The sequence below is a fragment of the Duganella sp. CF517 genome, from assembly GCF_900110275.1.
Classification (GTDB): Bacteria; Pseudomonadota; Gammaproteobacteria; order Burkholderiales; family Burkholderiaceae_D; genus Rugamonas.
In genome coordinates this window covers 1,179,007-1,202,674 of record NZ_FODC01000001.1, presented here as the reverse complement: position 1 = coordinate 1,202,674, position 23,668 = coordinate 1,179,007, and the positions used below count along the sequence as shown (strand labels likewise).

Sequence of the window (23,668 nt, the reverse complement as noted above, 5' to 3'; positions counted from 1 at the left end):
ATGGCTGGAGTAGACATTCGCGGCATACGCAAGGGATTCGGCCAGCAGCCCATCCTGCGCGGCATAGACCTGAGCATCGCCGATGGCGAGTTCGTGGTGTTCGTGGGGCCGTCGGGTTGCGGCAAATCGACCTTGCTGCGCACGATCTGCGGGCTGGAAACCGCCGACGAGGGCACGGTGACGATCGGCGGGCGTGACATGACGCACGTGACGCCGGCCGCGCGCGGCATCGCCATGGTGTTCCAGAGCTATGCCTTATACCCGCACATGACGGTGTTCGACAACATGGGCTTCGCGCTGAAGATGGCGGGATTGTCGCGCGACGAGATCCGCGCCAAGGTGGAGCAGGCGGCGGCCACGCTGCGTATCGAGCCGCTGTTGCAGCGCAAGCCGAAGCAACTGTCGGGCGGACAGCGCCAAAGGGTGGCGATCGGCCGCGCGATCGTTCGTCAGCCGCAGGTGTTCCTGTTCGACGAACCGCTGTCCAATCTCGATGCGTCGCTGCGTGTGCAGATGCGCATCGAGCTGAAAAACCTGCACCGCACGCTGGGCAGCACGATGATCTACGTCACCCACGACCAGGTGGAGGCGATGACCCTGGCCGACCGCATCGTGGTTCTGCGCGGCGGACAGGTGGAGCAGGTGGGTGCGCCGCTGGAGCTGTATCAGCGGCCCGCCAATATGTTCGTCGCCGGCTTCCTGGGTTCGCCGGCGATGAACTTCCTGAGCGGCGTGGTCGAGCTGCTGGCCGGGCAGTCCATGGCGGTGCGGCTGGCCGGCGGCGCTCTGGTGCCGATCGGTGCGCGCGATGGCCTGGTTCCGGGATCGCCGGTGTCGCTGGGCGTGCGCGCCGAGCACATGGCGCTGGCGGCACCCGAGGCTGGCGGCGGTGTCGCCGGTATTCCGGTCACGGTGCAGGCGGCCGAATTGCTGGGCGACGCCAGCTACATTTATCTGACGCCGGATGGCGGCGCGACCCAGTTGATCGCCAGGGTGGATGCCGAGGCGCGCTGGCAGGGCGGCCAGACCGCCGTTATTCGCGTCGAGCAGGCGCGCTGGCATGTTTTCGATGAAGCGGGGCTGGCCGTCTATTAATTTGCCATGCGTGCAACCCGGCGCGCGCGTGGCCGTCCGGCCAAAGATCGCTTGACCGGGAGATTTTAACGGCCTATAGTTAGATGACTGTCTAATTAGATGAATGACTAATGAATGCCTCCAACAACGCGTTTAAAGCCATCGCCGATCCGGCGCGGCGCGAGATTCTGCGGCTGCTGCGGCAAGGCGAGATGACGGCGGGCGATCTGGCGGGGCATTTTGATATGAGCAAACCTTCGATGTCCCATCATTTTGCGGTGCTCGGCGAGGCTGACCTGATCACTCGGCGGCGGGACGGGCAGACCATCTGGTATGGGCTTAATACCACGGTGCTGCAGGATGTGTTGGCGTGGGTGATGGACCTGACCGACGCCGACTCCAAGCCTTCGCAAAAGACAGAACAAAAAGGGAGAAAAAAATGAGAACGCGTTATCTCGTGGTTTGCCTGTCGCTGATCGCCGCCGCCTGTGCCGCGCTTATGTACTATTGGCCGTTGCTGCCCGCGGAGGTGCCTGTGCACTGGAACATCGAAGGCCGGGTGGACGGCCATGCCGGGCGCGCCGTGATGTGGGTGGTCGGTCCCGGCAGCATGGCGCTGTTCACGCTGGTGGGATTGGCGTTGCCGGTCCTGTCGCCGCGTCGCTTCGGCATCACGGAGTTCCTGTCGACCTACTACTACATCGCCGGATTGGTTGTCTGCATGCTCGGCTACGTGTTCGCGCTGGTGCTGATCGCCGGGACAGGCGGCACGGTGCCGATGCAGCGCGCGGTGCCGGCGGGGCTGTTCCTGTTGCTTGTCCTGATGGGTAACCCGATGGGCAAGGTGCGCCGCAATTTTTATGTCGGCATCCGCACGCCCTGGACGTTGGCCAGTGAGCGCGTGTGGTACGCCACGCACCGCATGGCGGGGCGGCTGATGGTCGCCAGCGGGTTGCTCGGTTTGCTGGCGCTATCGATGCGCGCGCCGGGGTGGAGCATCCTGCTACTGGGGCTGGCGTGGGCGCCGCTCGTGGTCCTTTACTCGCTGCTGCACTATAAAAGACTGCAGAAAAGTCATTCACTCGAATCGCACTAACCGGAGGTTTATCCATGCGCTGTAAATTGTTATTGGCTATGCTGGTGCTGTCCTGCACCGCCCACGCGGGCAGCTACACCGAACGCGCCGTCACGCAGGCCGTCGACGGTGGCACGCTGTATGGCACGGAGCTGATACCGGAGGGCGGCGCCAGGGTGCCGGTGGTGCTGCTGCATTCCGGTTCCGGCCCGACGGACCGCGACGGTAACAGCGAGGCGGCCTCGCTGCTCAACAACTCCCTGCGCATGCTGGCCGAATCGCTGGCGCAGCAGGGCGTCGCGACGGTGCGCTACGATAAGCGCGGCGTCGCGTCCAGCGCCGCCCTGGTCAAGGAGGAATCCGATCTGCGCCTCGATAGCTATGTCGACGACGCCGTGGTGTGGATGCGCCAGCTGCGCGCCGACAAGCGCTTCTCGAAGGTGGTGATGGCGGGGCACAGCGAAGGGGCGCTGATCGCGCTGGTGGCGTGCCAGCGCGCCAAGGCCGATGCCTGCGTGTCGATCTCCGGCCCTGGCCATCCGTTGGCCGACATCCTGCGCGACCAGCTCAAGCCCAAGCTGCCGCCCGCGCTGGCAGGCGCGAACGAACGCATACTGGTCGCGCTGGAGCAGGGCAAAGCGGTGGAGGATGTGCCGCCGGAGCTGATGATGTTGTACCGGCCGTCGGTGCAGCCGTATTTGATATCGTCCTTCAAGACCGACCCGCGCAAGGCGATCGCCGCGCTGAAAATGCCGGTGCTGATCGCGCAGGGGGCGACCGATATCCAGGTCGCGGTGAAGGAGGCGCAGGCGCTGTCTGCCGCCGCGCCGTCGGCCAAGCTGGTGGTCATCGACGGCATGAACCACGTGCTGAAAATGGTGCCCGCCAATCCAGCGGCGCAGCGGGCATCGTATAGCGATCCTGGCCTGCCGCTGTCCCCGCAATTGAGCGAAGCCGTGGCGGCGTTTGTCAAACAGCGCTGACGTGGTTCAGCTGTCGCGCCGTTCGACCTTGCCGTCGGTGTGGCGGGCGAAGCGCGTGGGGTCGTCGCCATGCACCGGCGCGCCGTCCGGCCATGGCCAGCCACCGAAGCCGGTCTGGCGGTAGTCCGCGTGGGCCTGGCGGATCTCCTGTTCGCTGTTCATCACGAATGGCCCCGATTGCACCACCGGTTCGCCGATCGGTCGTCCTTGCAGGATCAGGAACTGCGCCTTGCCGGCGGCGCCATTCACCAACTGCCAAGGCGTGTCGGTGCGCACGTCGTTGACGCTGCGCGATGCCAGCGGCTGGCCGCCAAGGCTGGCGCCGTCGCCGTCGAAGTAGTACAAGGCCCGCTTGGTGTCGGCGCCGCGCGCCGGCGGCAGCGTCCATTGCGCGCCGGGCTCCATCGTCACCACCCAGATCGCCAGGTCGCTGTCCTCGGCGGCGGCCCAGGAATCCGGCGGCGGGGGCAGGGCCTGCGAGGCGCCCACGCGGCCGGCCACGCAGACCACCTCGGTGCGCGCGCCGGCTGCGTCGACCACGGTTTCGCGGGGAACATCCTCTGACCACAGCATGGTGAAGTGCGGCTCGGCGAACTTGCTGCGGGCCGGCAGGTTGAGCCAGATCTGGAACAGTTCGAGGGGATTGTCATCTTCGGTCTTCAGCAGCGGGAACATCTCAGAGTGGACGATGCCGCGTCCGGCGGTGAGCCACTGCACATCGCCGGCGCCGAAGCGCGCCGCCGCGCCCAGCGAATCGGCGTGGTCGATCAGGCCATGGCGGACAATGGTCACCGTCTCGAAGCCGCGATGCGGGTGGCCGGGAAAGCCCGGCACCTGCTCGCCGTGGTACATATTCCAGCCGTCGATATTCATGAAGTCCTGCCCCAGGCGGCGCCCGGCCAGCGACGCGGCGGGGCCGAACTTGCCATCGCCCTTGGGATAGTTGTCCACGTGGTGGACGCAAAACAGGAACGGGTCCATGGTGGCCCACGGGAAGCCCAGCGGGCCGCTGCTTAAAATCGGATTCGTCATAGGTGCCGGTCAGTTTGGGGTGGGCGGCGTGTCCGCGCCCGGGGCGCCGAACAGCTGCTGTTTGAGCCCGTGCAGCTGGTCGCGCACTTGCGCGGCCTTTTCGAACTCCAGGTTCTTGGCATGATCGAGCATCGCCTTTTCCAGCCGTTTGATCTCCTTGCTGATCTGCTTTTCGCTCATCGACTCGTACTTGGCCGCCTCCTGCGCCACCTGCTGGTTCTCGCGCGCGTCCTGCGGGCTGTAGACGCCGTCGATCATGTCCTTGATGATCTTGCTCACCCCGCGCGGGATGATGCCGTTGGCGGCGTTGAATTCGATCTGCTTGGCGCGCCGGCGTTCGGTCTCGCCGATGGCGCGTTCCATCGAATCGGTCATGCGGTCGGCGTACAGCAGCGCCACGCCGTTGAGGTTACGCGCGGCCCGGCCGATGGTCTGGATCAGCGAACGCTCGGAACGCAGGAAGCCTTCCTTGTCGGCGTCCAGGATCGCCACCAGCGACACCTCCGGCAAATCGAGGCCCTCGCGCAGCAGGTTGATCCCCACCAGCACGTCGAAGGTGCCGATGCGCAGGTCGCGCAGCAGCTCGACCCGTTCCACGGTTTCGATATCGCTGTGCAGGTAGCGCACCTTGATGCCATGGTCGCTGAGGAATTCGGTCAGCTGCTCGGACATGCGCTTGGTCAGCGTGGTCACCAGCACGCGCTCGTTCTTGGCGACGCGGTCGGTGATCTCGGACATCAAGTCCTCCACCTGCGAACGGGCGGGGCGCACGATGATCAGCGGGTCGACCAGACCGGTCGGACGCACGACCTGCTCGACCACCTGGTCGGCGTGCGTGTTTTCGTAGTCGGCCGGGGTGGCGGAGACGAAAATCGTCTGCCGCATCTTCTGTTCGAATTCCTCGAACTTCAACGGCCGGTTGTCCAGCGCCGACGGCAGGCGGAAGCCGTAGTCCACCAGGTTGGTCTTGCGCGAGCGGTCGCCGTTGTACATGGCGCTCAGCTGCCCGATCAACACGTGCGACTCGTCGAGGAACATCAGCGCGTCCTTCGGCAGGTAGTCGACCAGGGTCGGCGGCGGTTCGCCCGGCATGGCGCCGCTCAGGTGGCGCGAGTAGTTCTCGATGCCCTTGGTGAAGCCGATTTCGGCCATCATCTCCAGATCGAAGCGGGTGCGCTGCTCGATGCGCTGCTCTTCGATAAGCTTATTCTCCTTGCGGAAGAACTCCAGGCGGTCGCGCAGTTCGAGCTTGATGCTCTCGATCGCGCGCAGCACGGTCGAACGCGGCGTGACGTAGTGCGAGCCCGGATAGACGGTGAAGCGCGGGATCTTCTGCTTGACGCGGCCCGTCAATGGATCGAACAGCTGGATCGATTCCAGCTCGTCGCCGAACATGTCGAGGCGCACCGCCAGCTCCGCATTCTCGGCCGGGAAGATGTCGAGCGTGTCGCCGCGCACGCGGAAGGTGCCGCGGCCGAAATCGACCTCGTTGCGCGTGTACTGCATCTGGATCAGGCGCGCGATGATGTCGCGCTGCGAGACGCGGTCCTTCTGGCGCAAGGTCAAAATCATCTGGTGGTATTCGTTCGGATTACCGATACCGTAAATGGCCGACACGGTGGCGACGATGATGACGTCGCGCCGCTCCATCAGCGACTTGGTGCACGACAGGCGCATCTGCTCGATGTGCTCATTGATGGACGAATCCTTTTCGATGAACAGGTCGCGCTGCGGCACGTAGGCTTCCGGCTGATAGTAATCGTAGTACGAGACGAAGTACTCGACCGCGTTCTCGGGGAAGAACTCGCGGAACTCGGAATACAGCTGCGCGGCCAGCGTTTTATTGGGCGCGAACACGATCGCCGGACGGCCCTTGCGGGCGATCACGTTGGCCATCGTGTAGGTCTTGCCGGAGCCGGTCACGCCGAGCAGCGTTTGGAAAAACAGGCCGTCGTCGATGCCTTCGCACAGCTGGTCGATCGCCGCCGGCTGGTCGCCGGCGGGCGGGAACGGCTGGTGCAATTTGAACGGCGAATCCGGGAAGGTAATAACCGTTGCCTTGGGGGTATCTACTACTGGTAATTCAGCCATCGTGGTCCGACCTTTGTTAGAATAATGGCCTGCCAGCGGCCTGAAGTAGTTTTTTGAGGGGCGCTGTCTACGTTCATCCGCTGCGAAACGCTTCCAATCGAATCCAATCTTATCATGACGAATCCTAGCTTGTTCAGCGCCATCGACATGGCACCACGCGACCCGATCCTGGGTATCACCGAAGCCTTCAACGCCGACCAAAACCCAGCCAAAATCAACCTGGGCGTCGGCGTTTATTATGACGACAACGGCAAAGTGCCTCTGCTGTCTTGCGTACAGAAAGCGGAAGAAATCCTGATCGCCACGCCGGCCCCGCGCACCTACCTGCCGATCGAAGGCCTGGCTGCCTATGACAAGGCGGTGCAAGAGCTGGTATTTGGCGCCGACAGCGCGGTAATTCAAGAGAAACGTGCGATCACCGTGCAAGCGATCGGCGGCACCGGCGCGCTCAAGATCGGCGCCGACTTCCTCAAGCGCTTCGCGCTTGATTCGCAGGTCTACATCAGCGATCCAAGCTGGGAGAACCACCGCGCGCTGTTCGAAAGCGCCGGCTTCACCGTCAACAACTACGCCTATTACGATGCCGCCACCCACGGCGTCGACTTCGCCGGCATGCTCGCCGCGCTGAAGGCCATGCCGCGCGGTTCCATCGTGCTGCTGCACGCGTGCTGCCACAACCCGACCGGCGCCGATCTGACGTCGGCCCAGTGGGACGAAGTCATCGCCGCCGTCACCGGCGGCGGCCTGGTGCCGTTCCTCGACATGGCGTACCAGGGCTTCGGCGCCGGCATCGCCGAAGACGGCGCCGTGGTGCGCCGCTTCGCCGACGCCGGCGGTCCGCTGCTGGTGTCGAATTCGTTCTCGAAATCGTTCTCGCTGTACGGCGAGCGCGTCGGCGCGCTGAGCGTGGTCGCCGCCAGCGGCGAAGAGGCGAGCCGTCTGATGTCGCAGTTGAAGCGCGTCGTGCGCACCAACTACTCGAACCCGCCCGTACACGGCGGCAAGGTCGTCGCCACCGTGCTGACCACGCCGGAACTGCGTCAGATGTGGGAAGACGAACTGGCCGGCATGCGCGTGCGCATCAAGGAAATGCGCGAAGCCTTCGTCGAGAAGCTCAAGGCGAAGGCTCCGGCCCATGATTTCGCCTTCGTGCGCGACCAGGTCGGCATGTTCTCGTACTCGGGCCTGACCAAGGCGCAGGTTGAGCAGCTGCGCGCGCAGTCGATCTACGCGGTCGACACCGGCCGCATCTGCGTGGCGGCGTTGAATTCGCGCAATATCGACATCGTTATTGACGCCATCGCCAAAGTGCTCTAAACTCTTGCTTCTTCGGGTTGAGCACTAGCTTGACCTGAGTGGCGACACGGAGTGCTGGCAGAAGTTGCGCTGATAGAAATCTTTCTTGATGGCGCGAACGAAACAGTATAAAATGTTGCCTCTAATCCCTGATAGCTCAGTTGGTAGAGCGACGGACTGTTAATCCGCAGGTCCCTGGTTCGAGTCCAGGTCGGGGAGCCAGAATTCAGTAAGACCAAAAAGCCCATGTGTGCTTGCAACGTTTAAGATCGTTGCAGTGCCACATGGGCTTTTTTGCGTTTGGCTCACTCCGTCTTATCGTCCTCCTTCAACAGCTCGTCGAGCGCATCGAAGCGCTGCTCCCACATTTGCCGGTTCAGCGCGACCCATTCGGCCAGCACGTCGAGCGCCTCGCGCCGCATTTCACAGATGCGCACGCGCCCTTGTTTGCGGGTGCGCAGCAATCCGCACGATTCCAGCACCGCCAGATGCTGCGCAACGGCCGTCAGGGTCACGCCGAGCGCGCCAGCCAGCGCGCTCACCGTCTGCGGCCCGCCGGTCACCAGGCGGAAGATCGCGCGCCGCGTGGCGTCGCCCATCGCGACGAAGATCTGGTCGACCGCGCCGGGCGCGAATGGTTGCGGCCGCGGTGTCCTGCTCATGCGTGCGCGTCCAGCGCATGCTGCAATTGTTCAAGCAGCTGTTCCCAGCCCATGCGGCGCATCGCCGGGCCGTCGGCGCCCTCGAAAAACGCGGCCTGGTGGGTGAACGTCAGGTGCGCGCCACCGGCCGGCGTCGCCGAAAACTCGAACGTGTGGATCGACGCGGAAAAGCGCCGGCCATTCATCGCCATCGTATTGGCGATGACGATGCGCTGCTCCGGCACCAGGTCGAGCACGACGCCATCGGCTTCGATGCTGCTGCCGGGGAAGGGCGTGCCTTCGCGCAAACGGTAGCGCGCCAGCTCGCGGCCGCCGACTTCGAGCTGCATCGAGAATTGCTCCACATCGTGGTTCCGGCCGTCGGCGAACCAGCGTCGCTTGCGCTCGGGATCGGCAAAGGCGGCATACAGGCGGCTCAGCGGCGCGGCAAATTCGCGTTCGAGGCGAAAGGTATCGAATTGGGCGGGGGCGGTCATGGCAATCTCCTTTGGCGAAGTTGAGACTTCAGTATCGGCCGGTTCAGCTCAAAGGTCAAGTCCGGACTTCAGTATTGCGCGGCGGCGAAAAGGGGGTTTGCAGATGCGGGATTGCCGTATATAATCACGCCTCTTTTCCCTGATAGCTCAGTTGGTAGAGCGACGGACTGTTAATCCGCAGGTCCCTGGTTCGAGTCCAGGTCGGGGAGCCAGAACACAGCAAGATCAAAAAAGCCCAGCCTTTACCGGTTGGGCTTTTTGCTTTCATGGCTGCGCGGAATCCGACAGCGCGATCTTACTCGGCAGCAGGTTGGCTTTTGCCGCAGTGGCTGCAGTGGAAGGCTATCATGCGATGCGGCTGGCTGCATTTCCCGCATGCTGTCAGTTGGTCGGCGCCGCAGATCTCGCACCAAGCTTGTTCGCTGTGCCGCAATTTTTCCCCACAACTCCTGCATAGGACTTTGAGCAGGCGCCTCATCCTCTGTCGGGATGGCGTGAAGAACGTCCGTTGGGCAATGAAGATCAGCAACAATCCTGCGCCGACGCTTGCAAAGATCAAGCCGTAGTACCACAGGAAGCTGATGTGCCATTGCTCCAATTTATACAGCAGCCAGCCCAGTAATTCCTCCGGCAGGAATTCGCGCATCAGTTGCAGCAAGCGTAAAGCGATTGGAATTCCACCCACCAATATGAGATGGGAAGAGACCATGATGCTGGTGTCACGTTGTTTGTCGAGCGCTTGCCGGTTCCATAACACCGCCAGCAACAATAGCGGCAGGAGAAAACCGGTTTGCGCCGCGAAGATTTTGACTGGATACCAAGCGCGCGCGGTTTCGTAAAGTTCTTGGTCGGATTGGTAAGCCGCGACCACGGGAAGCGTTTGCAGGTAGGCGGTATATGCTTTAATCGCCGGATGCTCGTTGATGGATGCGCGGGTCTCATCGCGTTGCCGTTGCGTTTTTTCGAGCGTCGCGTTCATATCATCCAGCGTGACTTTCATTTTTCCAGCTTCAACGGGCGTGATAGAGTCGCTGCGTTTTTGGTTGGCTATTTTTTCCAACAGCGCGTTGCCGTAGGTTGATTCGAGCTTACTGATCGCCGCTTTTATCTCTTCGATTTCTTTCAGCTGCTGCTTTCGTGCTAAGAAAAGCTTGCTGAGCGTCGGGTCGCTGACGGTTGCCAACAGTTTGTCGCGTACCTGATCGCACATTGGATGGCGTCCGCTAACGTACTCGTCGAATTGATCAATGGCGTTTTGCCGGTCTTCCGAAACGCGGTCGCCAAACCACTCGATGCTCCGGATACCCTCGTCGGCGCCCTCCTGAAGATAGCGCACCGTAAGATCGACACAGTGCCGATTCATTTTCGGATGTGGAGCATCAATTAATCGCGCGGTTCGATTCAATCCATCGAAGAGCAGGCTCAGGACGTAGGCATCGATGAGGAATACGAGTATCAAAGAAAACCATGATAGACGTCGCGACGACTGGGACAGCGTTAGTCTTTGCCAGTGTGTCCGGAAGAATAACGCGAGGCGGGTTAGCATAATGATCGCTCCTTAATTGCAACATATCACCCATTCTGAGAGTGTCAGCCGCACAGCGCGTTGTTGCTAGTCAAGGGAGGGCTTTTCCGTCGATTGGTGCGGCGGCGGATGCGCAGAAGTCGCACAAGCGCATCGCCGGGTCATCCTTTCGTTGGTGGTGCCTTTGCTGATGCAGCAGGCAGGCAAGCCAAGTACTGGTCGTTGGAGACTCGTCTTGCTTCGATGTTTGGGCGAGGCACTAGGGCACTTGCGACACGGGTCACGCACGCCACGTCGCAGGAAATTTTCGCGACCGCCAGAAGCGTTGCCCGTTGTGCATGCTCTGTGCATGTTCGTCGGATTGAGGCCACGGTGGACGCGGGCAGCGTGGGATAGCGAACGGTGGCCTTCGTGCTAACGTTGTACCGTTGGCACTCACTTCTCGAGATCAGGTGCCGATATGAAAAATCCATTCATGAGCATGTTCCTTAGTCAGGCCAACCGCGTCGCCAATCAGGTAGCCGGCTCCGCCCGGGCGCAGGCTACGGCTGCGGTTAAACGTGAGACGGCAAAAAACATGACGCAAATGACCAGGGTCTGGACCGACGCCATGTTCCCGCTCGCTGCACCGCCGAAACGCAAAAAGCGCCGGACTTCTAAGTAAGTCCTGGGGGCGGGTGCGGTGGTGGCTTGTTCGCGCGCCGCCGACGGCTCTTCGATGGACGATTGCGCTTCGCCAATCCGCCCTACATATTGCAGACGCTGCTTCCTCATCTGTTATCGTTGGTCGACCATCTGCGCGGAGGAGGGCGGGGGCGATCGACGCCATGCGCAACGCGCGGCTTGGATTGCAAAAAAAACACCGTTGCACAATTCGTCTCTGTCGTGGACGCAAGGCCCCAGAATTTTGCATTCAGGCACCGAATTTTGACGTAAATGTGTGAATCAGGTGGACGGGAATCTTGCGCCTCGGCATACTCAGTGGTATTGATTTTATTTCGGCTACGGAATGGAAAGATGAGGCCGCCCGCTTGCTGAGCGAGGAGGCCATGTTTCGTTTGGCGCTGGACCATGACACAGCGTCGTCATCGATAAAAAGTATATAGAGGTTGCCCCATGAGCGAAGAAAAGGATGTTGTGTACGGTACAGAAGATTTGTTGATCAGTTTGTGTAACTCGGTGACCCGCGTGCTGAACGTCGCCACGCAGAGTAAAGTGAATTATTCGGGCATGGTGCAGCGAATCACCAAGACCGGGTTGAAGCCCGACATCGGTTGCTTCGTGATGTTCGACGGCGGCTTCACCGGCCTGGTGGTGCTGAATTTCGCCGCCGATACCGCGATGGAAATCTACGAGCGCTACATGCTGCACATGGGCATGCCAAAGTCTGAGCTGGCCAGTTCGCACACGTCGGACGAAGTGTCCAACATCATGGGCGAGCTGATGAACCAGATCGTCGGCGACTTCACCGGCAAGGTGCGGCGCGAGCTGCAGACCAACATCACCCAGAACCAGCCGAAGATGCTGGTGCTGACCAAGCAGGTGATGCTGAGCGTGGACACGCCGCTGGACCGTCCGGAAATGCGCCGCGTGACGTTCTACACCGAAAAGAGCAACATCTTCTACCTGGAGCTGGCCATCGACCGCACCGAGTTCATCCGCCTGCACGATTTCGATGCGAGCGAGGTGGACGATCCGGACGTGTTGATGGACCAGGAGCGCAGCAACCAGAGCGCGGCCTCTTCGGCGGCTGCCGCATCGGCTGAAGACGAGGCCCAGGACGCGCTGCTCAAGTCGCTGGGTATGTAAGCAGGCGGGCGTAGCGGACCCGCCGCGACGCTGGCCGGCTCACTCTCCGGCCGCGTTGGACAGTGCGGCGCCCTTGGCGGGCACGCCCAACCGGCGGACGGCGCCGATGTCGGCCCGGGCATCGCCGGCAAGGGCGTACACTTCGGTGTCGGGCGCCAGCATGGCCAGCGCGAGCAGCGCGCTCGCCCCCAGCGCCACGCGGCCGTCCGCCGGCGGCGCCATCGTCCGGCGCCGCGCCAGCCAGCCACGCAGCGCGGTGGCGACATGCAAAACGCCCAAGGCCGCCAACGCCGTGTAGGCGGGTAGCGCCGGTGTCAGATAGCGGTCGTCGATGGCAACGGGCACCAGCGATTGCAGCGTCAGCTTCGCCAGCACCAGGCTGACGGCGATGCTGACCAGCGCCCAGCGCGGCGGCGCCTCCCGGCGCTGCCTGACTCCACTACGATGGCGATCAGCGCCAACGGCGCGCCCGCGTAGCCGAGGTTGCGCAGCAGCGTGTGCAGGTTGGCCGTGAGCGCCTGCCAGGCGTAGCGCAGGCCGGCCTGGTGGTTGAAGCCGTCCGCCGCGATCGACGCCGTCAGGCAGTAACACGGCACCACGACCAGTCCCGCAGCCAACGCCGCCAGGTACAGATGCGGCAGCGCCAGCGCGTAACCGCCAAGCGCAGTCCATGCCATGCCGCGATGCCGGAGCCGGGTCATCATTGCGGTCCGTTTGGGTGCCAACCTTGGTTATAGCATCTTGGGCGGGCCGAACAATGAGAGGGCGCAAGCATCGCCGGCGCGCTGGAAATGTGGGTTTTTTCATACACTTGCCATTGCCACTACGCGCGCAAACGGCCGTCATGATAGCGAAAAGGCAATGTTGCGATTCCGATCAAGCGGGGCGGCCGCGCCGGGCGCGCTGCCCACTATTATTCCGTCTGCTCCTATCGAGAACCGAATATCTAACACTTAATGCCATTTGAGATATATACGTCTTGCAATACCTGGTATCAATGAAAGAAAATACCGCCTTTCTAACGGACGGTGCATTCTAGACATCCACCGTTTGCCGTCACGGCCCCATCAGAGGACTGGACGCGTCACGAAAAGAGAGAACAGGAGACGCTGTTTTTTACTCTTTGCATTACATTTAAATCGGGAAATTGAATGATCAAATTGTCTAAGATGCACAAGCGCCTGCTGGCGCTGAGCGCCGTTATGCCCATCGGTTCCGCCTTCGCGCAAAGCGCCGCGACCGACGCGCAACTGGAAACCGTTGTCGTGACGGCCCAGCGCCGCGCCGAGAACATTAAGGATGTGCCCGTCTCGGTCACCCTGCTGAAGGACGAGAAGCTCGACGTGCTGCTGTCCGGCGGCCAGGACATCCGCCTGCTGGCAGGCAAAGTGGCATCGCTGAACGTCGAATCGTCGAACGGCCGCACCTTCCCGCGCTTCTACATCCGCGGCTACGGCAACACCGACTTCAGCACCTTCGCCTCGCAGCCGGTATCGCTGGTGTACGACGACGTCGTGCAGGAAAACGGCATCCTCAAAGGTTTCCCGATGTTCGACATGGCCGGCGTGGAAGTGCTGCGCGGCCCGCAGGGCACCCTGTTCGGCCGCAACACCCCGGCCGGCGTGGTCAAGTTCGAATCGGCCAAGCCGAACCTGAAGCAGGTCGAAGGCTACTACAGCCTGTCGTGGGCCTCGCACAACACCGTCAACCTCGAAGCGGCCGCCAACGTGCCGTTGTCGAGCGAGTGGGCGATGCGCGTATCGACCCTGCGCCAGCACCGCGACGACTTCGTCGACAACACCTTCACCGGCGCCAAGGATTCGCTGGAAGGCTACAACGAACACGCCGAGCGCGTGCAGTTCCTGTACAGCCCGAGCACCACCTTCAACGCCCTGTTCAACGTGCACGCGCGTTCGACCACCGGCAGCGCGCGCCTGTTCCGCGCCAACATCATCAAGAAGGGCACCAACGACTTCGCCGATGGCTACAACTTCAACCAGATCAGCACCAACGGCCAGAACGCCCAGGAACTGACCACCAACGGCGCCAACGCCCGCCTGACCTGGGACCTCGGTTCGGTCAAGCTGTTCTCGATCACCGGCTACGAAGGCGTGGACAATTATTACAGCCGTGGCGACATCGACGGCGGCACGCCGACCGGTCCGGGCTTCATTCCGTTCCAGGTTGAAACCGGTGGCGGACTGAGCGGCCTGCACCAGTACAGCCAGGAATTCCGCGTCGAATCGAAAAACGCGGGTCCGCTGAACTGGCAGACCGGCGTCTACTACTTCAAGGAAAGCGCCGACGGCTACAGCAACAACTACAACAGCACCACCGGCGCGCAAACGTCGCACCTGGCCAGCCATCAGACCAACAAGGCTGCTGCCGTGTTCGGTTCGGTGACCTACGACCTGGCCCAGGACCTGATCCTGCGCGGCGGCCTGCGCTACACCAACGACAAGAAGGACTTCTACACCGTCGAAGCCCAGAACGTCGTGCTGGCCGGCCCGCAGTCGGTCGACGAGAGCAAGAGCAAAGCCAGCTGGGATCTGAGCCTGACCTACAAGGTCAACCCGGACGTGAGCACCTACGCCCGCGTGGCCACCGGCTTCCGCGCGCCGAGTATCGCCGCCGCCTCGGCGTCGGTGCCGATCACCGTGGCCGACGCCGAAACCATCACCTCGTATGAAGCCGGCGTCAAGGCCGACCTGTTCAACCGCCGCGCGCGCGCTTCGTTCAGCGTCTACAACTACGAAGTGAAGAACCAGCAGCTGACCGTGGTCGGTGGTAACTCCAACGTCACCCGCCTGATCAACGCCGCCAAGACCGACGGTCGCGGCGTCGAGGCGGACTTCGAGGCGTTCATCACGCCGGCGTTCAAGGTCTCGGCCGGCGGTTCGTACAACTTCACCAAGATCAAGGACCCGAGCCTGTCCGTGGCCAAGTGCGGTTCGTGCACCGTGACCGACCCGCTCAACGCTGCCGGCCGCGTCGACATCAACGGCAACCCGCTGCCGCAGGCGCCGAAGTACATCCTGAACGCGACCGCGCGCTACAACTGGGCGCTGGAGAACGGCAACCTGTTCGTGCTGACGGACTGGTCGTATCGCAGCAAGATCAACTTCTTCCTGTACGAAGCCAAGGAATTCACCGGCAAGTCGATGGTTGAAGGCGGCCTGCGCGTCGGCTACAACTGGGATGGCGGCAAGTACGAAGTGGCCGCATTCGCGCGCAACCTCACCGACACCCAGCGCATCATCGGCGCGATCGACTTCAACAACCTGACCGGCATGGTCAACGAGCCGCGCCAGTTCGGTGTGCAGTTCAAGGGCGGTTTCTGATTTTCGCCCGCTAGCCTAGACAGCTAGAAATTGGCCGTATATAATGCGGCCTCTTTTCCCTGATAGCTCAGTTGGTAGAGCGACGGACTGTTAATCCGCAGGTCCCTGGTTCGAGTCCAGGTCGGGGAGCCAGAATTTAGCAAGATCAGAAAGCCCAGCCTTCACCGGTTGGGCTTTTTGCTTTCCGGCGGCGCGGTGGACTATTTCTGCGCCGTAAACGGGAACTTCTGCTGCTTCACAAAACCATCGGGCATGTAGTCGCCCTGCACGCCGTATTTTTCGGGAAAGCCCTTTTGTCCCTTGATGGCGGTGCCGAACAGGTGATCCAGGAAGGCGTAGTGCGCCGCGTAGTTACGGTCGATGGCGACCTCGTCCGATGAATGATGCCAGTGATGGAAATCCGGCGTGACGAACACGTATTTCAACGGGCCCCACGGCAGATGGACGTTGGCGTGGTTGAACACCGCCTGGAAGCCGACGATGATGATGTAGGCATCCATCACGTTCTTTTCAAAACCAAGCACGTACAGCCCGCCCAGCACGCCCACCCGGGTGCAGATCAGTTCGAGCATGTGCTGGCGCGAACCGGCCAGCCAGTCCATGGTCTTTGCCGAATGATGCACGGCATGGAACCGCCACAGGAACGGCACCTCGTGATAGCTGCGGTGGAACCAGTATTGAACCAGGTCGGCCACCAGGATGCATACCAGCAGCTGCGGAATGAAAGGCAGGGCCTGTACCGCGTCATGCACGCTATCGTTCACCATCCAGCCGAACAGGCGGTGGATCGCGAAGTTCACCGTCAGTAACGCCAGGCCGACGATGAAATGGTTAAACGCGAAGTGCATCATGTCGGTCTGCCACTCCTTACGGAAAAGCAGCTGGCCTTTATAGAGCGGGAAGAGTTTTTCCAGCGCCGCGAAGATGATCGTGGAGCCGAGCAGGTCGAGGATGAACCAGTCCAGGCCAATGTACGGCGTGTGGTCGGGGAAATCGGCGACAGGCACGTGGGAGCCGCCGGCCGCCACGCTGATCAGCACGAGCGCGCCGGCCACGGCGTTGAGCCCGCGCCTGCGCCTGAAGAGCACATTGAGCAGGCTGATCGAGCCGGACAGCACCAGCGCGGCAAACAAAATGTGGCGTATCACATCCGGCGAGTAGGCCTGCCGCAGTTCGGGGGTGGTCAGGTATTGCGGATAGTGGAACGCCGCCACGCCCAGCACAGACAAAATCGCCAGCGTCAACGCCAGCACGCCGCTGGCCAACCCGTTGCCTTTCGATAGCGGTCCGCTTTGCTTGAGCAAGTCGCTCGTTTCCTGAACCGCGCTACTAACCTGACTGATGACCTTGTACTCCATCACATTCTCCAATTATTGCTAAGTGGCAATAATTGGAATCATAGCCGAAGTTAGGACCTCGGGGTGCGCGATCTTCTTGACCGAGGTCAATGTTCACCATCATGCTCAGGTCCCGCAATATCTCCTCGGTATCGGATCGCGCATCGCGGCTCTCTTTTCGTTTGACGCAGCGACACCGGCGGCCAACAGCAGGCGATTCAGTAACGCCAGGCCGACATCAATTGGCCGGCGCGCGACAGGTGGCGTCCGAATCCCAGCGTCCGGAGCAAATGCGCGAGCGGCACAGCATCCCCTCGATCAGGCCGAGCTGCTTGCAGCGCGCCAGCAGGTCCGCCGTGTTGTCGCCGTCGCGACGCTCGACGATGTCGCGGCTGCGTTCGGGGGCGACGACCGCAGGCTTGCCGGCGTGCGCGACAAGCGCTGTGAGCAGGGCGACATCGGTGTCGTTGGTTGGCGCCGCCGCCTTGCCGCGTGATGCCGTAGCCGTAGCGGTGGCCTGGCTCACGCGCGGCGTTGCGGCGCTGGCGCTGTTGTATTTGCTGATGGCGCCGGCCGGCTTCGGATAAGCGGCGCCGACCGAGGCGACCCGCGTCGTCTCGGCAAGCAAGGGCTGCGGTCCGGGCGTCGGCCTCGCGGCGGCGGCGGCAGACTGCGTGTAGGCCGTCGGCCCGACTTCGCGCGGCGCCGTTGTTGGCGTCGTCATTGACCGACTCTCGCTCCTGCCCGCGAGCTTGTTTTCCGCCAGTAGCTGCGCCGGATCGTTCACGATCGCCGCCGGCAGTTCAACCGGATCGACGATCACTTCCCCCGGGTCGACGTGGGCGTTTTCCAACCGCGCGCGCGCCGGTATGGCCTCATGCCGCGGCAATGCCCGCGTGCTGCTGTAGCTGGTCTTGAAGCCGTTCGATGTGGCGCTCTTATCGTGCATCAGCCAGGCGATGCCGCACATCGCCAGCAGCAGCATGCCCAGACCCAATGTCCAGCCGTCGACGGCCCAGGCGGCGCGCGCCGGTTTGGAGGCGGGCAGCCGCGCGCCGTGTTCGAGATGCGCGAGGATGCGTTTGGCGCTGTCCATCTGCGCCCCCGGCGCTCCCATCAAGTCCGGCTTTCGTTTTGATGTGTCCACAATATTCCCTTCGAATTTGATCTGGTCTTTCACGCCGATCGCCGATCGGGCCTACGATGAAACGCTATTGACCCGATCGCTTGCCAGTGTCCATCCGGCGGCCGGACTTTGCTTTGACGGAGCGCACCATGTTTCTATTTTCTGTGTTGATGTTTTTCGTGTTCGCGTGCGTTGGCGCATGGCTGCTGCTGTTTCCGGCGGGACGCGATCTGATGACGCAGTCGGCCAGCGCGATCGGGCGCCGTCTGGAGCAGCGCCTGCGGCGCGATTGTCAACAAGGCACGCGGCAGGCGTCGGCGCTGGGACGCGGCGCGCGCGGCGGCGCCGGCAGCGCATGGCGATTCGTGCAACGGCGCTATCCGCTGATACTGGCCGCGTCCGTGCTGATGACGGTGCCGCCGCTGCTGGCGCTGATGCTCAGCGGACGCGACATGCTGGGCGGTTATGACGGCGTCGGCCATGTCACCAACGACCAGGTGGCCGATTTGCTCAAGGGCGAGCAATTGGTGGCGCCGGCGCCGTTGCCGCCGACGACGTTCACGACCGCCGAGGTTACCCTGGTGCGGCCCATGCTCGACAGCGCCAACCGCAACTGGCAATTGCTCGACCCCGACTTTTCCCAGCGCATGCTGCTGGTGTTCCGGATCATGAAGGAGCGCCACGGCTACGACATGGCGATCCTGGAGGGCTACCGCAGCCCGGAGCGGCAGAACTCGTTGGCGGCGGCCGGTTCCAGCGTCACCAATGCCAAGGCCTTCCAGAGCTACCACCAGTTCGGGCTGGCGGCCGACTGCGCGTTCCTGCGCGACGGCAAGCTGGTGATCTCCGAAAAAGATCCGTGGGCGATGCGCGGCTACCGCCTGTATGGCGAGGTGGCCGAATCGGTTGGCCTGACCTGGGGCGGACGCTGGACGATGATGGATTTCGGCCACACGGAACTGCGCGTGCCCGGCACTGTGCGCAAATAGAACAGGGCGCGGCCATCATTGTCCCCGCTCAAGAATTCGCGTCATGATTGGTGGCAACATTGATCGGTCCGCCTTCCTTTCAAGCGCTGTCGTCCGAGCCCCGACCGAACCATGATGCGAAAAATTTGGCACTTCCTGACCGATACCCGTCACCTGACGATTTTTGGTTTGGCCGCGATGGCGGCGATATTCTATCTAGGCGCGCAAGTGCTGGAGCTGGCGCTGATCTGGGCGCTGGCCGCGACCGCCGTGATGCTGGCGCTGGCGGGCCTGGTGTGGCTGTGGCGCTGGTCGCGCGCCAGGCGCGAGTCCGAAAAGCTGGCCGACGCCATCGGCACCAGCGCCGCCGCCGACGAGCCGCCGAAGGACCAGGCGGGCGCCGAGGTCAAGGCCATCCGCGACAGTCTGTTGAAGGCCATCGAGACGATCAAGGGTTCCAAGTTGGGCATCGTCTCCGGCACGCGCGCCTTGTACGAACTGCCGTGGTACATGATCATCGGGAATCCCGCCGCCGGCAAAAGCACGGCGATCACCAACTCCGGCTTGCAGTTCCCCTTCGCCGACGGCAAGGTGGTGCAGGGCGTCGGCGGCACCCGCAACTGCGACTGGTTCTTCACGCCGGACGGCATCCTGCTCGACACGGCCGGCCGCTACTCGGTCATGGACGAACACCGCGCCGAGTGGTTCGGCTTTCTCGATTTGCTCAAGAAGTACCGCCGCCGCGCGCCGGTCAACGGCATCCTGATCGCCGTCAGCATCGCGGAACTGCGCGGCGATGATCCGGAGGCCGGCATCAAGCTCGCGCTTAGCCTGCGCAAGCGGGTGCAGGACCTGATCGAGCGGCTGGAGGTGTTCGCGCCGGTGTACGTGGTGTTCACCAAGGCCGATCTGATCGCCGGCTTCGGCGAGTTCTTCGCCAAGGCCGAACGCTCGGAGCGCGAGCGCGTGTGGGGCGCGACCATGCCGTACAAGCGCAAGGCGACCAGCCAGCAGTTGATGGCGTTCTTCGACCAGAGCTTCGCGGAGCTGTGCGACGGCTTGAAGGAGCTTAGCCTGGCCAACATGAGCCAGCAGCGGCGCGAGCGCATGGAGCCGGGCGTGTTCACCTTCCCGCTGGAGTTCGCGACGATCAGGGCGCCGCTGCGGGCGTTTCTGGCGACGCTGTTCGAGGAAAACCCGTTCCAGTTCAAGCCCGTGTTCCGCGGCTATTACTTCACCAGCGCGCTGCAGGAGGGCATGCCGGTCAGCGAGCAATCGCACAGGGTGGCCAAGCGCTTCGCGCTGTCGGTGCCGGATGCGCAGGCCGTCGCCGGGGCCGGGCAGTCCGGCTTCTTCCTGCAAAATCTATTCCGCAAGGTGATCTTCGCCGACAAGGAGCTGGTCTCGCAGTACGCCAGCAAGCACAAGGTGCGGTTGACGTACGCCGCCTTCTTCGGCGCGGTGCTGTTGCTGGGCGCGTCGCTGGGCGGGTGGAGCTGGTCCTACCTGGGCAATCGCCAGTTGGTCAGCAATGTGCAGGCCGACCTCGATAAGGTGATCAAGCTGCAGGACAAGCGGCTCGATTTGCAGTCCCGGCTCGAGGCGCTGGAGATCCTGCAGGACCGCATCGAACAACTGGACAAGTACCGCGACGAGCGGCCATGGTCGCTGCGCATGGGACTTTACCAGGGCGCGCTGCTGGAGCGGAAGCTGCGCGAGGAGTACTTCTCCGGCGTGCGCGAGGTGATGATCAAGCCGGTCGTCGCCAACCTGGAGACGCTGCTGTCCGAGATGAACGCCCGCGCCGACGAATTGCAGGCGCAGGGCGCCGCTCCCGCGCAGCCTGCCGGCGAAGGCGCCGCCGCGCCGGCGGCGCCGGTCAACCGCCAGTTCCAGCAAGCCTCCGCCGGCAACGTGGAAGACGCCTACAACGCGCTGAAAAGCTATCTGATGCTGGTCGATAAAACGCACGCGGAGCCCAGCCATCTGAACGATCAGTTGACCCGCCACTGGCGCGTGTGGCTGGAAAACCACCGGGCTGCGATGCCGCGCGAGCAGATGATCCACAGCGCCGAACGGCTGATGACCTTCTACCTTGCGCAGATCGCCGACCCGTCGTGGCCGCGCGTGGAGCCGAAGCTGGCGCTGATCGACCAGGCGCGCGAGAATCTGAAGCGCGTGGTGCGCGGCATGCCGGCGCGGGAGCGCGTCTACGCCGACATCCGTGCCCGCGCCAATACCCGCTTCCCGGCGATGACGGTGGCGCGCATGGTCGGAGAGCAGGACCAGGCGCTGGTCACCGGCAGTCATGCGATCGCCGGCGCCTACACGCGCGATGCATGGGAGAAGTATGTGCAGGGCGCCTTCCGCGAGGCCGCCACGCGCGAGCTGCAAAGCGCCGACTGGGTGTTGAAAACCGCCGCGCGCGACGACCTGACCCTGGAGGGCAGCCCGGAACAGATCGAAAAGGGCCTGACCGATTTGTACAAGGCCGACTATGCGCGCGAATGGCAGAAGTTCGTGCAGGGCGTCACCATCGCCAACTTGAACGGCTTCGACGCCGCCGTCGTCGCCATGAACCGCCTGGGCGATCCGCAATCGTCGCCGATCTCGAAGCTGCTCACCACCATCTATCAGCAGACGTCGTGGGACAATCCGGCGGTGATGAGCACCGAGCTGAAAGAGGCGCAGTCGGGTTTCGTCAACTGGGTGAAGAACACCGTGATGCGGCGCGGATCGTCGCAGATCAACGTCAACGTGCGGATGGACCAGACCCGTGCCGACCGGCCGATGGGGCCCATCGGCCGCGAGTTCGCCGGCGTCGGAAAACTGGTCGCCGCCAAGGACAAGGATGCGTCGCTGATGCGCGCCTACATGGACACCTTGTCCAAGCTGCGCAGCCGGTTGAATCAGCTGAAAAACCAGGGCGACCCCGGTCCGGGCGCGCGCCAGTTCATGCAGCAGACGCTCGAAGGCACAGGCTCGGAACTGGCCGACGCGCTGCGCTACGTCGACGAGCAAATGCTGACCGGGATGAGCGACTCGCAGAAACAGGCGATCCGTCCGATCCTGGTGCGGCCGCTGATGCAAACCTTCGCGGTGCTGATCGGACCGGCCGAGGCGGAAATCAACAAGACCTGGCTGGCGCAGGTTTACGAACCGTTCCAGCAATCGCTGGCCAACAAATATCCGTTCTCGCCCAACGCCCGCATCGAAGCGGCCAGCACGGAGATCGCGCAGTTCTTCGGTCCCGACGGATTGATCGCCAAATTCGCCACCACCGCGATGGGCCCCTTGGTGCTGCGCCGTGGCGACGTGCTGGCGCCGCGCACCTGGGCCGACATGGGCATCACGCTGGCGCCGCAGACGGTGGCGCGTTTTCCAGGCTGGATAGCGCCGATCGGCGCCGGCGGCGTGGCCGCCGCCTCGGCCGCCGCCCAAACCGTGTTCCAGCTCCAGCCGATGCCCGCGCCGGGAACGCTGGAGTACACGGTCGATATCGACGGCCAGCAGATCCGCTACCGCAACACGCCGGCGCAGTGGACCAATATGGTCCACCCCGGCAGCCAGGGCGTCTCCGGCGCGCGCATCACCGCCGTATCCTTCGACGGCCGCAGCGTCGAAGTATTCAACGAGCCCGGACAGTTCGGCCTCAAACGCATGATCGACGCGGCGGCCAAGCAAAGGCGCGAAGGCGGCGTGTTCGAGCTGCGCTGGACCAACGGCGCGATCACCATCGCCATGGGCCTGAAGATCATCAGCAGCCCCGATGTCAAGGACAACGACAACACGCCGCAGGGGCAGGGCTTCCGTGGCATGCGGCTGCCGGAAACCATCGTCGGCGCTCCCGCCGTCCCCGCAGTCCCCGCGATCGCGGCCACCGGAGCGCCACAATGAAACGCCTCCCACAGAATGTACGCATCGGCTACTTCGGCAAGCTTCCATCCCGGGGGGACTTTATCAAGGCGACCAGTAACCTGGCGCTGGCCAATCTGCTTGACGGCTGGCTGGCGGAGGTGATGAACCTGTTAAGTACCGATCCGCGCTGGAAAATCAATTACGACGCGATGCGCCCGTTGCAGTTCGCTTTCGTCGGCACGCGCAGCAGACGCGCGATCGCCGGCCATCTGGCGGCCAGCAGCGACGCCTCCCAGCGGCGCTACCCGTTCCTGAGCATGACGGCCATCGAGGTCGAGTCGCCGCGCACCTTCCTCGCGCTGAGCCCCGTGGTTCTGGCGCCGCTGTGGAACGAGCTGGAACACCTGGCGGGCGATGTGCTGGATGCGGCCGATCCGGACCCCGCGCTGCAGGTGCTAGCGGCCACCACCTTCGATATCGAACCCGGCGCCGCCGAACATGAAATCGCGTTCGTCGATTTCCTCGATCGCCACAGCGTCGCCAGCCTGGAGGCGATGCTGGGCCGCGATTCGGCGCGCCGCATGATACTGGCGATCGGGCTGCTGCTTCAGCCGGTGCGGCGCAGCGCCGAGGCGCGGCTGGAGAAAAGCCTGGCGCTGCCGCTGCCGCAGGCTGCCCGCCAGCGCTACCTGGTTGCCGCATTCTGGCTGGACCTGATCGCGCCTTTCCTGCATCAGGCGGATTTCGAACTGTGCATATTCGTGGCCGATATCCGCGAGCAGCCGTCGCTGGTGATCGGCTTCGGCGGCGCCGCCCCGGAAACGCTGCAGGCCATCATCGATCCGGCGTGCGCCGCCGACCATCAGATCAACTTCGATTATTCCGGTTGGGTCGATGAACTGATCGTCAGCGATGCGCGGGTGCAAAAGCTGTCGGCCTATCTGGAACAGGGCCAGTTGTCGCTGCGTTCCGTGCAGGCGCTGTTCCACGAGACTTTCGTCTGATTCTTATACTT

At 63.1% G+C, this 23,668-nt stretch carries 20 protein-coding genes, 3 tRNA genes and 1 pseudogene; 15 read left to right on the top strand and 9 right to left on the bottom strand.

The features are described from left to right. From BMX85_RS05180 to BMX85_RS05165, 5 genes and pseudogenes are all read left to right on the top strand, one after another. On the top strand, window positions 1-1,095 hold the full coding sequence (locus BMX85_RS05180) for an ABC transporter ATP-binding protein (protein WP_090314567.1): 1,095 nt from the start codon (window positions 1-3) through the stop codon (window positions 1,093-1,095). A gap of 110 nt (window positions 1,096-1,205) precedes the next feature. Continuing rightward, window positions 1,206-1,517: an autorepressor SdpR family transcription factor gene (locus tag BMX85_RS05175; protein WP_090314566.1), complete on the top strand. Its 312-nt coding sequence runs from the start codon at window positions 1,206-1,208 to the stop codon at window positions 1,515-1,517. Further along, window positions 1,514-1,654 (top strand): annotated as a pseudogene (locus BMX85_RS31545) (DUF1648 domain-containing protein); the annotation flags it as partial. The gene BMX85_RS05175 and the pseudogene BMX85_RS31545, both read left to right, overlap by 4 nt. A 141-nt stretch (window positions 1,655-1,795) precedes the next feature. After that, window positions 1,796-2,170 (top strand): SdpI family protein, encoded by a 375-nt coding sequence (locus BMX85_RS31540; protein ID WP_373923318.1) that lies wholly within the window; start codon window positions 1,796-1,798, stop codon window positions 2,168-2,170. A gap of 14 nt (window positions 2,171-2,184) precedes the next feature. Beyond that, window positions 2,185-3,132 carry an alpha/beta hydrolase gene (locus BMX85_RS05165; RefSeq protein ID WP_090314564.1) on the top strand — a complete coding sequence of 316 codons (948 nt, stop codon included), beginning with the start codon at window positions 2,185-2,187 and terminating at the stop codon, window positions 3,130-3,132. A 6-nt stretch (window positions 3,133-3,138) separates the two neighbouring features. On the opposite strand, the gene BMX85_RS05160 is transcribed toward BMX85_RS05165, so the two are convergent. Continuing rightward, window positions 3,139-4,164 (bottom strand): pirin family protein, encoded by a 1,026-nt coding sequence (locus BMX85_RS05160; RefSeq protein ID WP_090314563.1) that lies wholly within the window; start codon window positions 4,162-4,164, stop codon window positions 3,139-3,141. A gap of 9 nt (window positions 4,165-4,173) precedes the next feature. Beyond that, window positions 4,174-6,255 carry an excinuclease ABC subunit UvrB gene (gene uvrB, locus BMX85_RS05155; protein WP_090314562.1) on the bottom strand — a complete coding sequence of 694 codons (2,082 nt, stop codon included), beginning with the start codon at window positions 6,253-6,255 and terminating at the stop codon, window positions 4,174-4,176. A 114-nt stretch (window positions 6,256-6,369) separates the two neighbouring features. On the opposite strand from uvrB, the gene BMX85_RS05150 reads away from it, so the two are divergent. Together BMX85_RS05150 and BMX85_RS05145 are read left to right on the top strand one after the other, a co-directional pair. Further along, window positions 6,370-7,572: an amino acid aminotransferase gene (locus BMX85_RS05150; protein ID WP_177196647.1), complete on the top strand. Its 1,203-nt coding sequence runs from the start codon at window positions 6,370-6,372 to the stop codon at window positions 7,570-7,572. Window positions 7,573-7,697: 125 nt separating this feature from the next. Beyond that, a tRNA-Asn gene (locus BMX85_RS05145) sits at window positions 7,698-7,773 on the top strand. 83 nt (window positions 7,774-7,856) lie between these two features. On the opposite strand, the gene BMX85_RS05140 is transcribed toward BMX85_RS05145, so the two are convergent. Together BMX85_RS05140 and BMX85_RS05135 are read right to left on the bottom strand one after the other, a co-directional pair. Further along, window positions 7,857-8,213 (bottom strand): ArsR/SmtB family transcription factor, encoded by a 357-nt coding sequence (locus BMX85_RS05140; RefSeq protein WP_090314560.1) that lies wholly within the window; start codon window positions 8,211-8,213, stop codon window positions 7,857-7,859. Beyond that, window positions 8,210-8,689, bottom strand: a complete 480-nt coding sequence (locus BMX85_RS05135) for an SRPBCC domain-containing protein (protein WP_090314559.1) — start codon at window positions 8,687-8,689, stop codon at window positions 8,210-8,212. The genes BMX85_RS05140 and BMX85_RS05135 overlap by 4 nt, the downstream gene beginning before the upstream one ends. 136 nt (window positions 8,690-8,825) lie before the next feature. Between BMX85_RS05135 and BMX85_RS05130 the strand changes: the two genes are divergently transcribed. Beyond that, window positions 8,826-8,901, top strand: a tRNA-Asn gene (locus BMX85_RS05130). A gap of 83 nt (window positions 8,902-8,984) precedes the next feature. Here the strand turns inward: BMX85_RS05130 and BMX85_RS05125 are convergent. After that, complete coding sequence (locus BMX85_RS05125) at window positions 8,985-10,235, bottom strand: hypothetical protein (RefSeq protein WP_143067898.1); 1,251 nt, start codon at window positions 10,233-10,235, stop codon at window positions 8,985-8,987. 439 nt (window positions 10,236-10,674) lie between these two features. On the opposite strand from BMX85_RS05125, the gene BMX85_RS05120 reads away from it, so the two are divergent. Both BMX85_RS05120 and BMX85_RS05115 read left to right on the top strand, forming a co-directional pair. Further along, window positions 10,675-10,878, top strand: coding sequence for a hypothetical protein (locus BMX85_RS05120; protein WP_143067897.1), 204 nt, complete (start codon window positions 10,675-10,677; stop codon window positions 10,876-10,878). Window positions 10,879-11,330: 452 nt separating this feature from the next. Then, entirely contained in the window at window positions 11,331-12,023 is a 693-nt protein-coding gene (locus tag BMX85_RS05115; RefSeq protein ID WP_090314556.1) for a DUF3334 family protein, read from the top strand. Window positions 12,024-12,062: 39 nt separating this feature from the next. On the opposite strand, the gene BMX85_RS05110 is transcribed toward BMX85_RS05115, so the two are convergent. Then, the gene (locus tag BMX85_RS05110; RefSeq protein WP_090314555.1) at window positions 12,063-12,398 is read right to left on the bottom strand and encodes a hypothetical protein; all 336 of its coding nucleotides are present in this window, start codon (window positions 12,396-12,398) and stop codon (window positions 12,063-12,065) included. Continuing rightward, window positions 12,383-12,700 (bottom strand): hypothetical protein, encoded by a 318-nt coding sequence (locus BMX85_RS05105; RefSeq protein WP_090314554.1) that lies wholly within the window; start codon window positions 12,698-12,700, stop codon window positions 12,383-12,385. The genes BMX85_RS05110 and BMX85_RS05105 overlap by 16 nt, the downstream gene beginning before the upstream one ends. Before the next feature lie 474 nt (window positions 12,701-13,174). Between BMX85_RS05105 and BMX85_RS05100 the strand changes: the two genes are divergently transcribed. Both BMX85_RS05100 and BMX85_RS05095 read left to right on the top strand, forming a co-directional pair. After that, window positions 13,175-15,364 carry a TonB-dependent receptor gene (locus BMX85_RS05100; protein WP_090314553.1) on the top strand — a complete coding sequence of 730 codons (2,190 nt, stop codon included), beginning with the start codon at window positions 13,175-13,177 and terminating at the stop codon, window positions 15,362-15,364. A 56-nt stretch (window positions 15,365-15,420) separates the two neighbouring features. Beyond that, window positions 15,421-15,496, top strand: a tRNA-Asn gene (locus tag BMX85_RS05095). A gap of 68 nt (window positions 15,497-15,564) precedes the next feature. Here the strand turns inward: BMX85_RS05095 and BMX85_RS05090 are convergent. Together BMX85_RS05090 and BMX85_RS05085 are read right to left on the bottom strand one after the other, a co-directional pair. Then, window positions 15,565-16,722, bottom strand: coding sequence for a sterol desaturase family protein (locus BMX85_RS05090; protein WP_090314552.1), 1,158 nt, complete (start codon window positions 16,720-16,722; stop codon window positions 15,565-15,567). A gap of 217 nt (window positions 16,723-16,939) precedes the next feature. Further along, the gene (locus BMX85_RS05085; RefSeq protein ID WP_229210282.1) at window positions 16,940-17,881 is read right to left on the bottom strand and encodes a hypothetical protein; all 942 of its coding nucleotides are present in this window, start codon (window positions 17,879-17,881) and stop codon (window positions 16,940-16,942) included. Window positions 17,882-17,976: 95 nt separating this feature from the next. On the opposite strand from BMX85_RS05085, the gene BMX85_RS05080 reads away from it, so the two are divergent. The 3 genes from BMX85_RS05080 to tagF all read left to right on the top strand — a co-directional run bounded on the left by BMX85_RS05080 (window position 17,977) and on the right by tagF (window position 23,657). Then, window positions 17,977-18,816, top strand: coding sequence for a M15 family metallopeptidase (locus BMX85_RS05080; RefSeq protein WP_090315241.1), 840 nt, complete (start codon window positions 17,977-17,979; stop codon window positions 18,814-18,816). Window positions 18,817-18,930: 114 nt separating this feature from the next. Next, a complete protein-coding gene (gene tssM, locus BMX85_RS05075; protein ID WP_090315239.1) occupies window positions 18,931-22,692 on the top strand; it encodes a type VI secretion system membrane subunit TssM in 3,762 nt (1,253 codons plus the stop codon). Next, complete coding sequence (gene tagF / locus BMX85_RS05070) at window positions 22,689-23,657, top strand: type VI secretion system-associated protein TagF (RefSeq protein WP_090314551.1); 969 nt, start codon at window positions 22,689-22,691, stop codon at window positions 23,655-23,657. Before tssM ends, tagF begins: the two co-directional genes overlap by 4 nt. Window positions 23,658-23,668 lie beyond the last annotated feature (11 nt).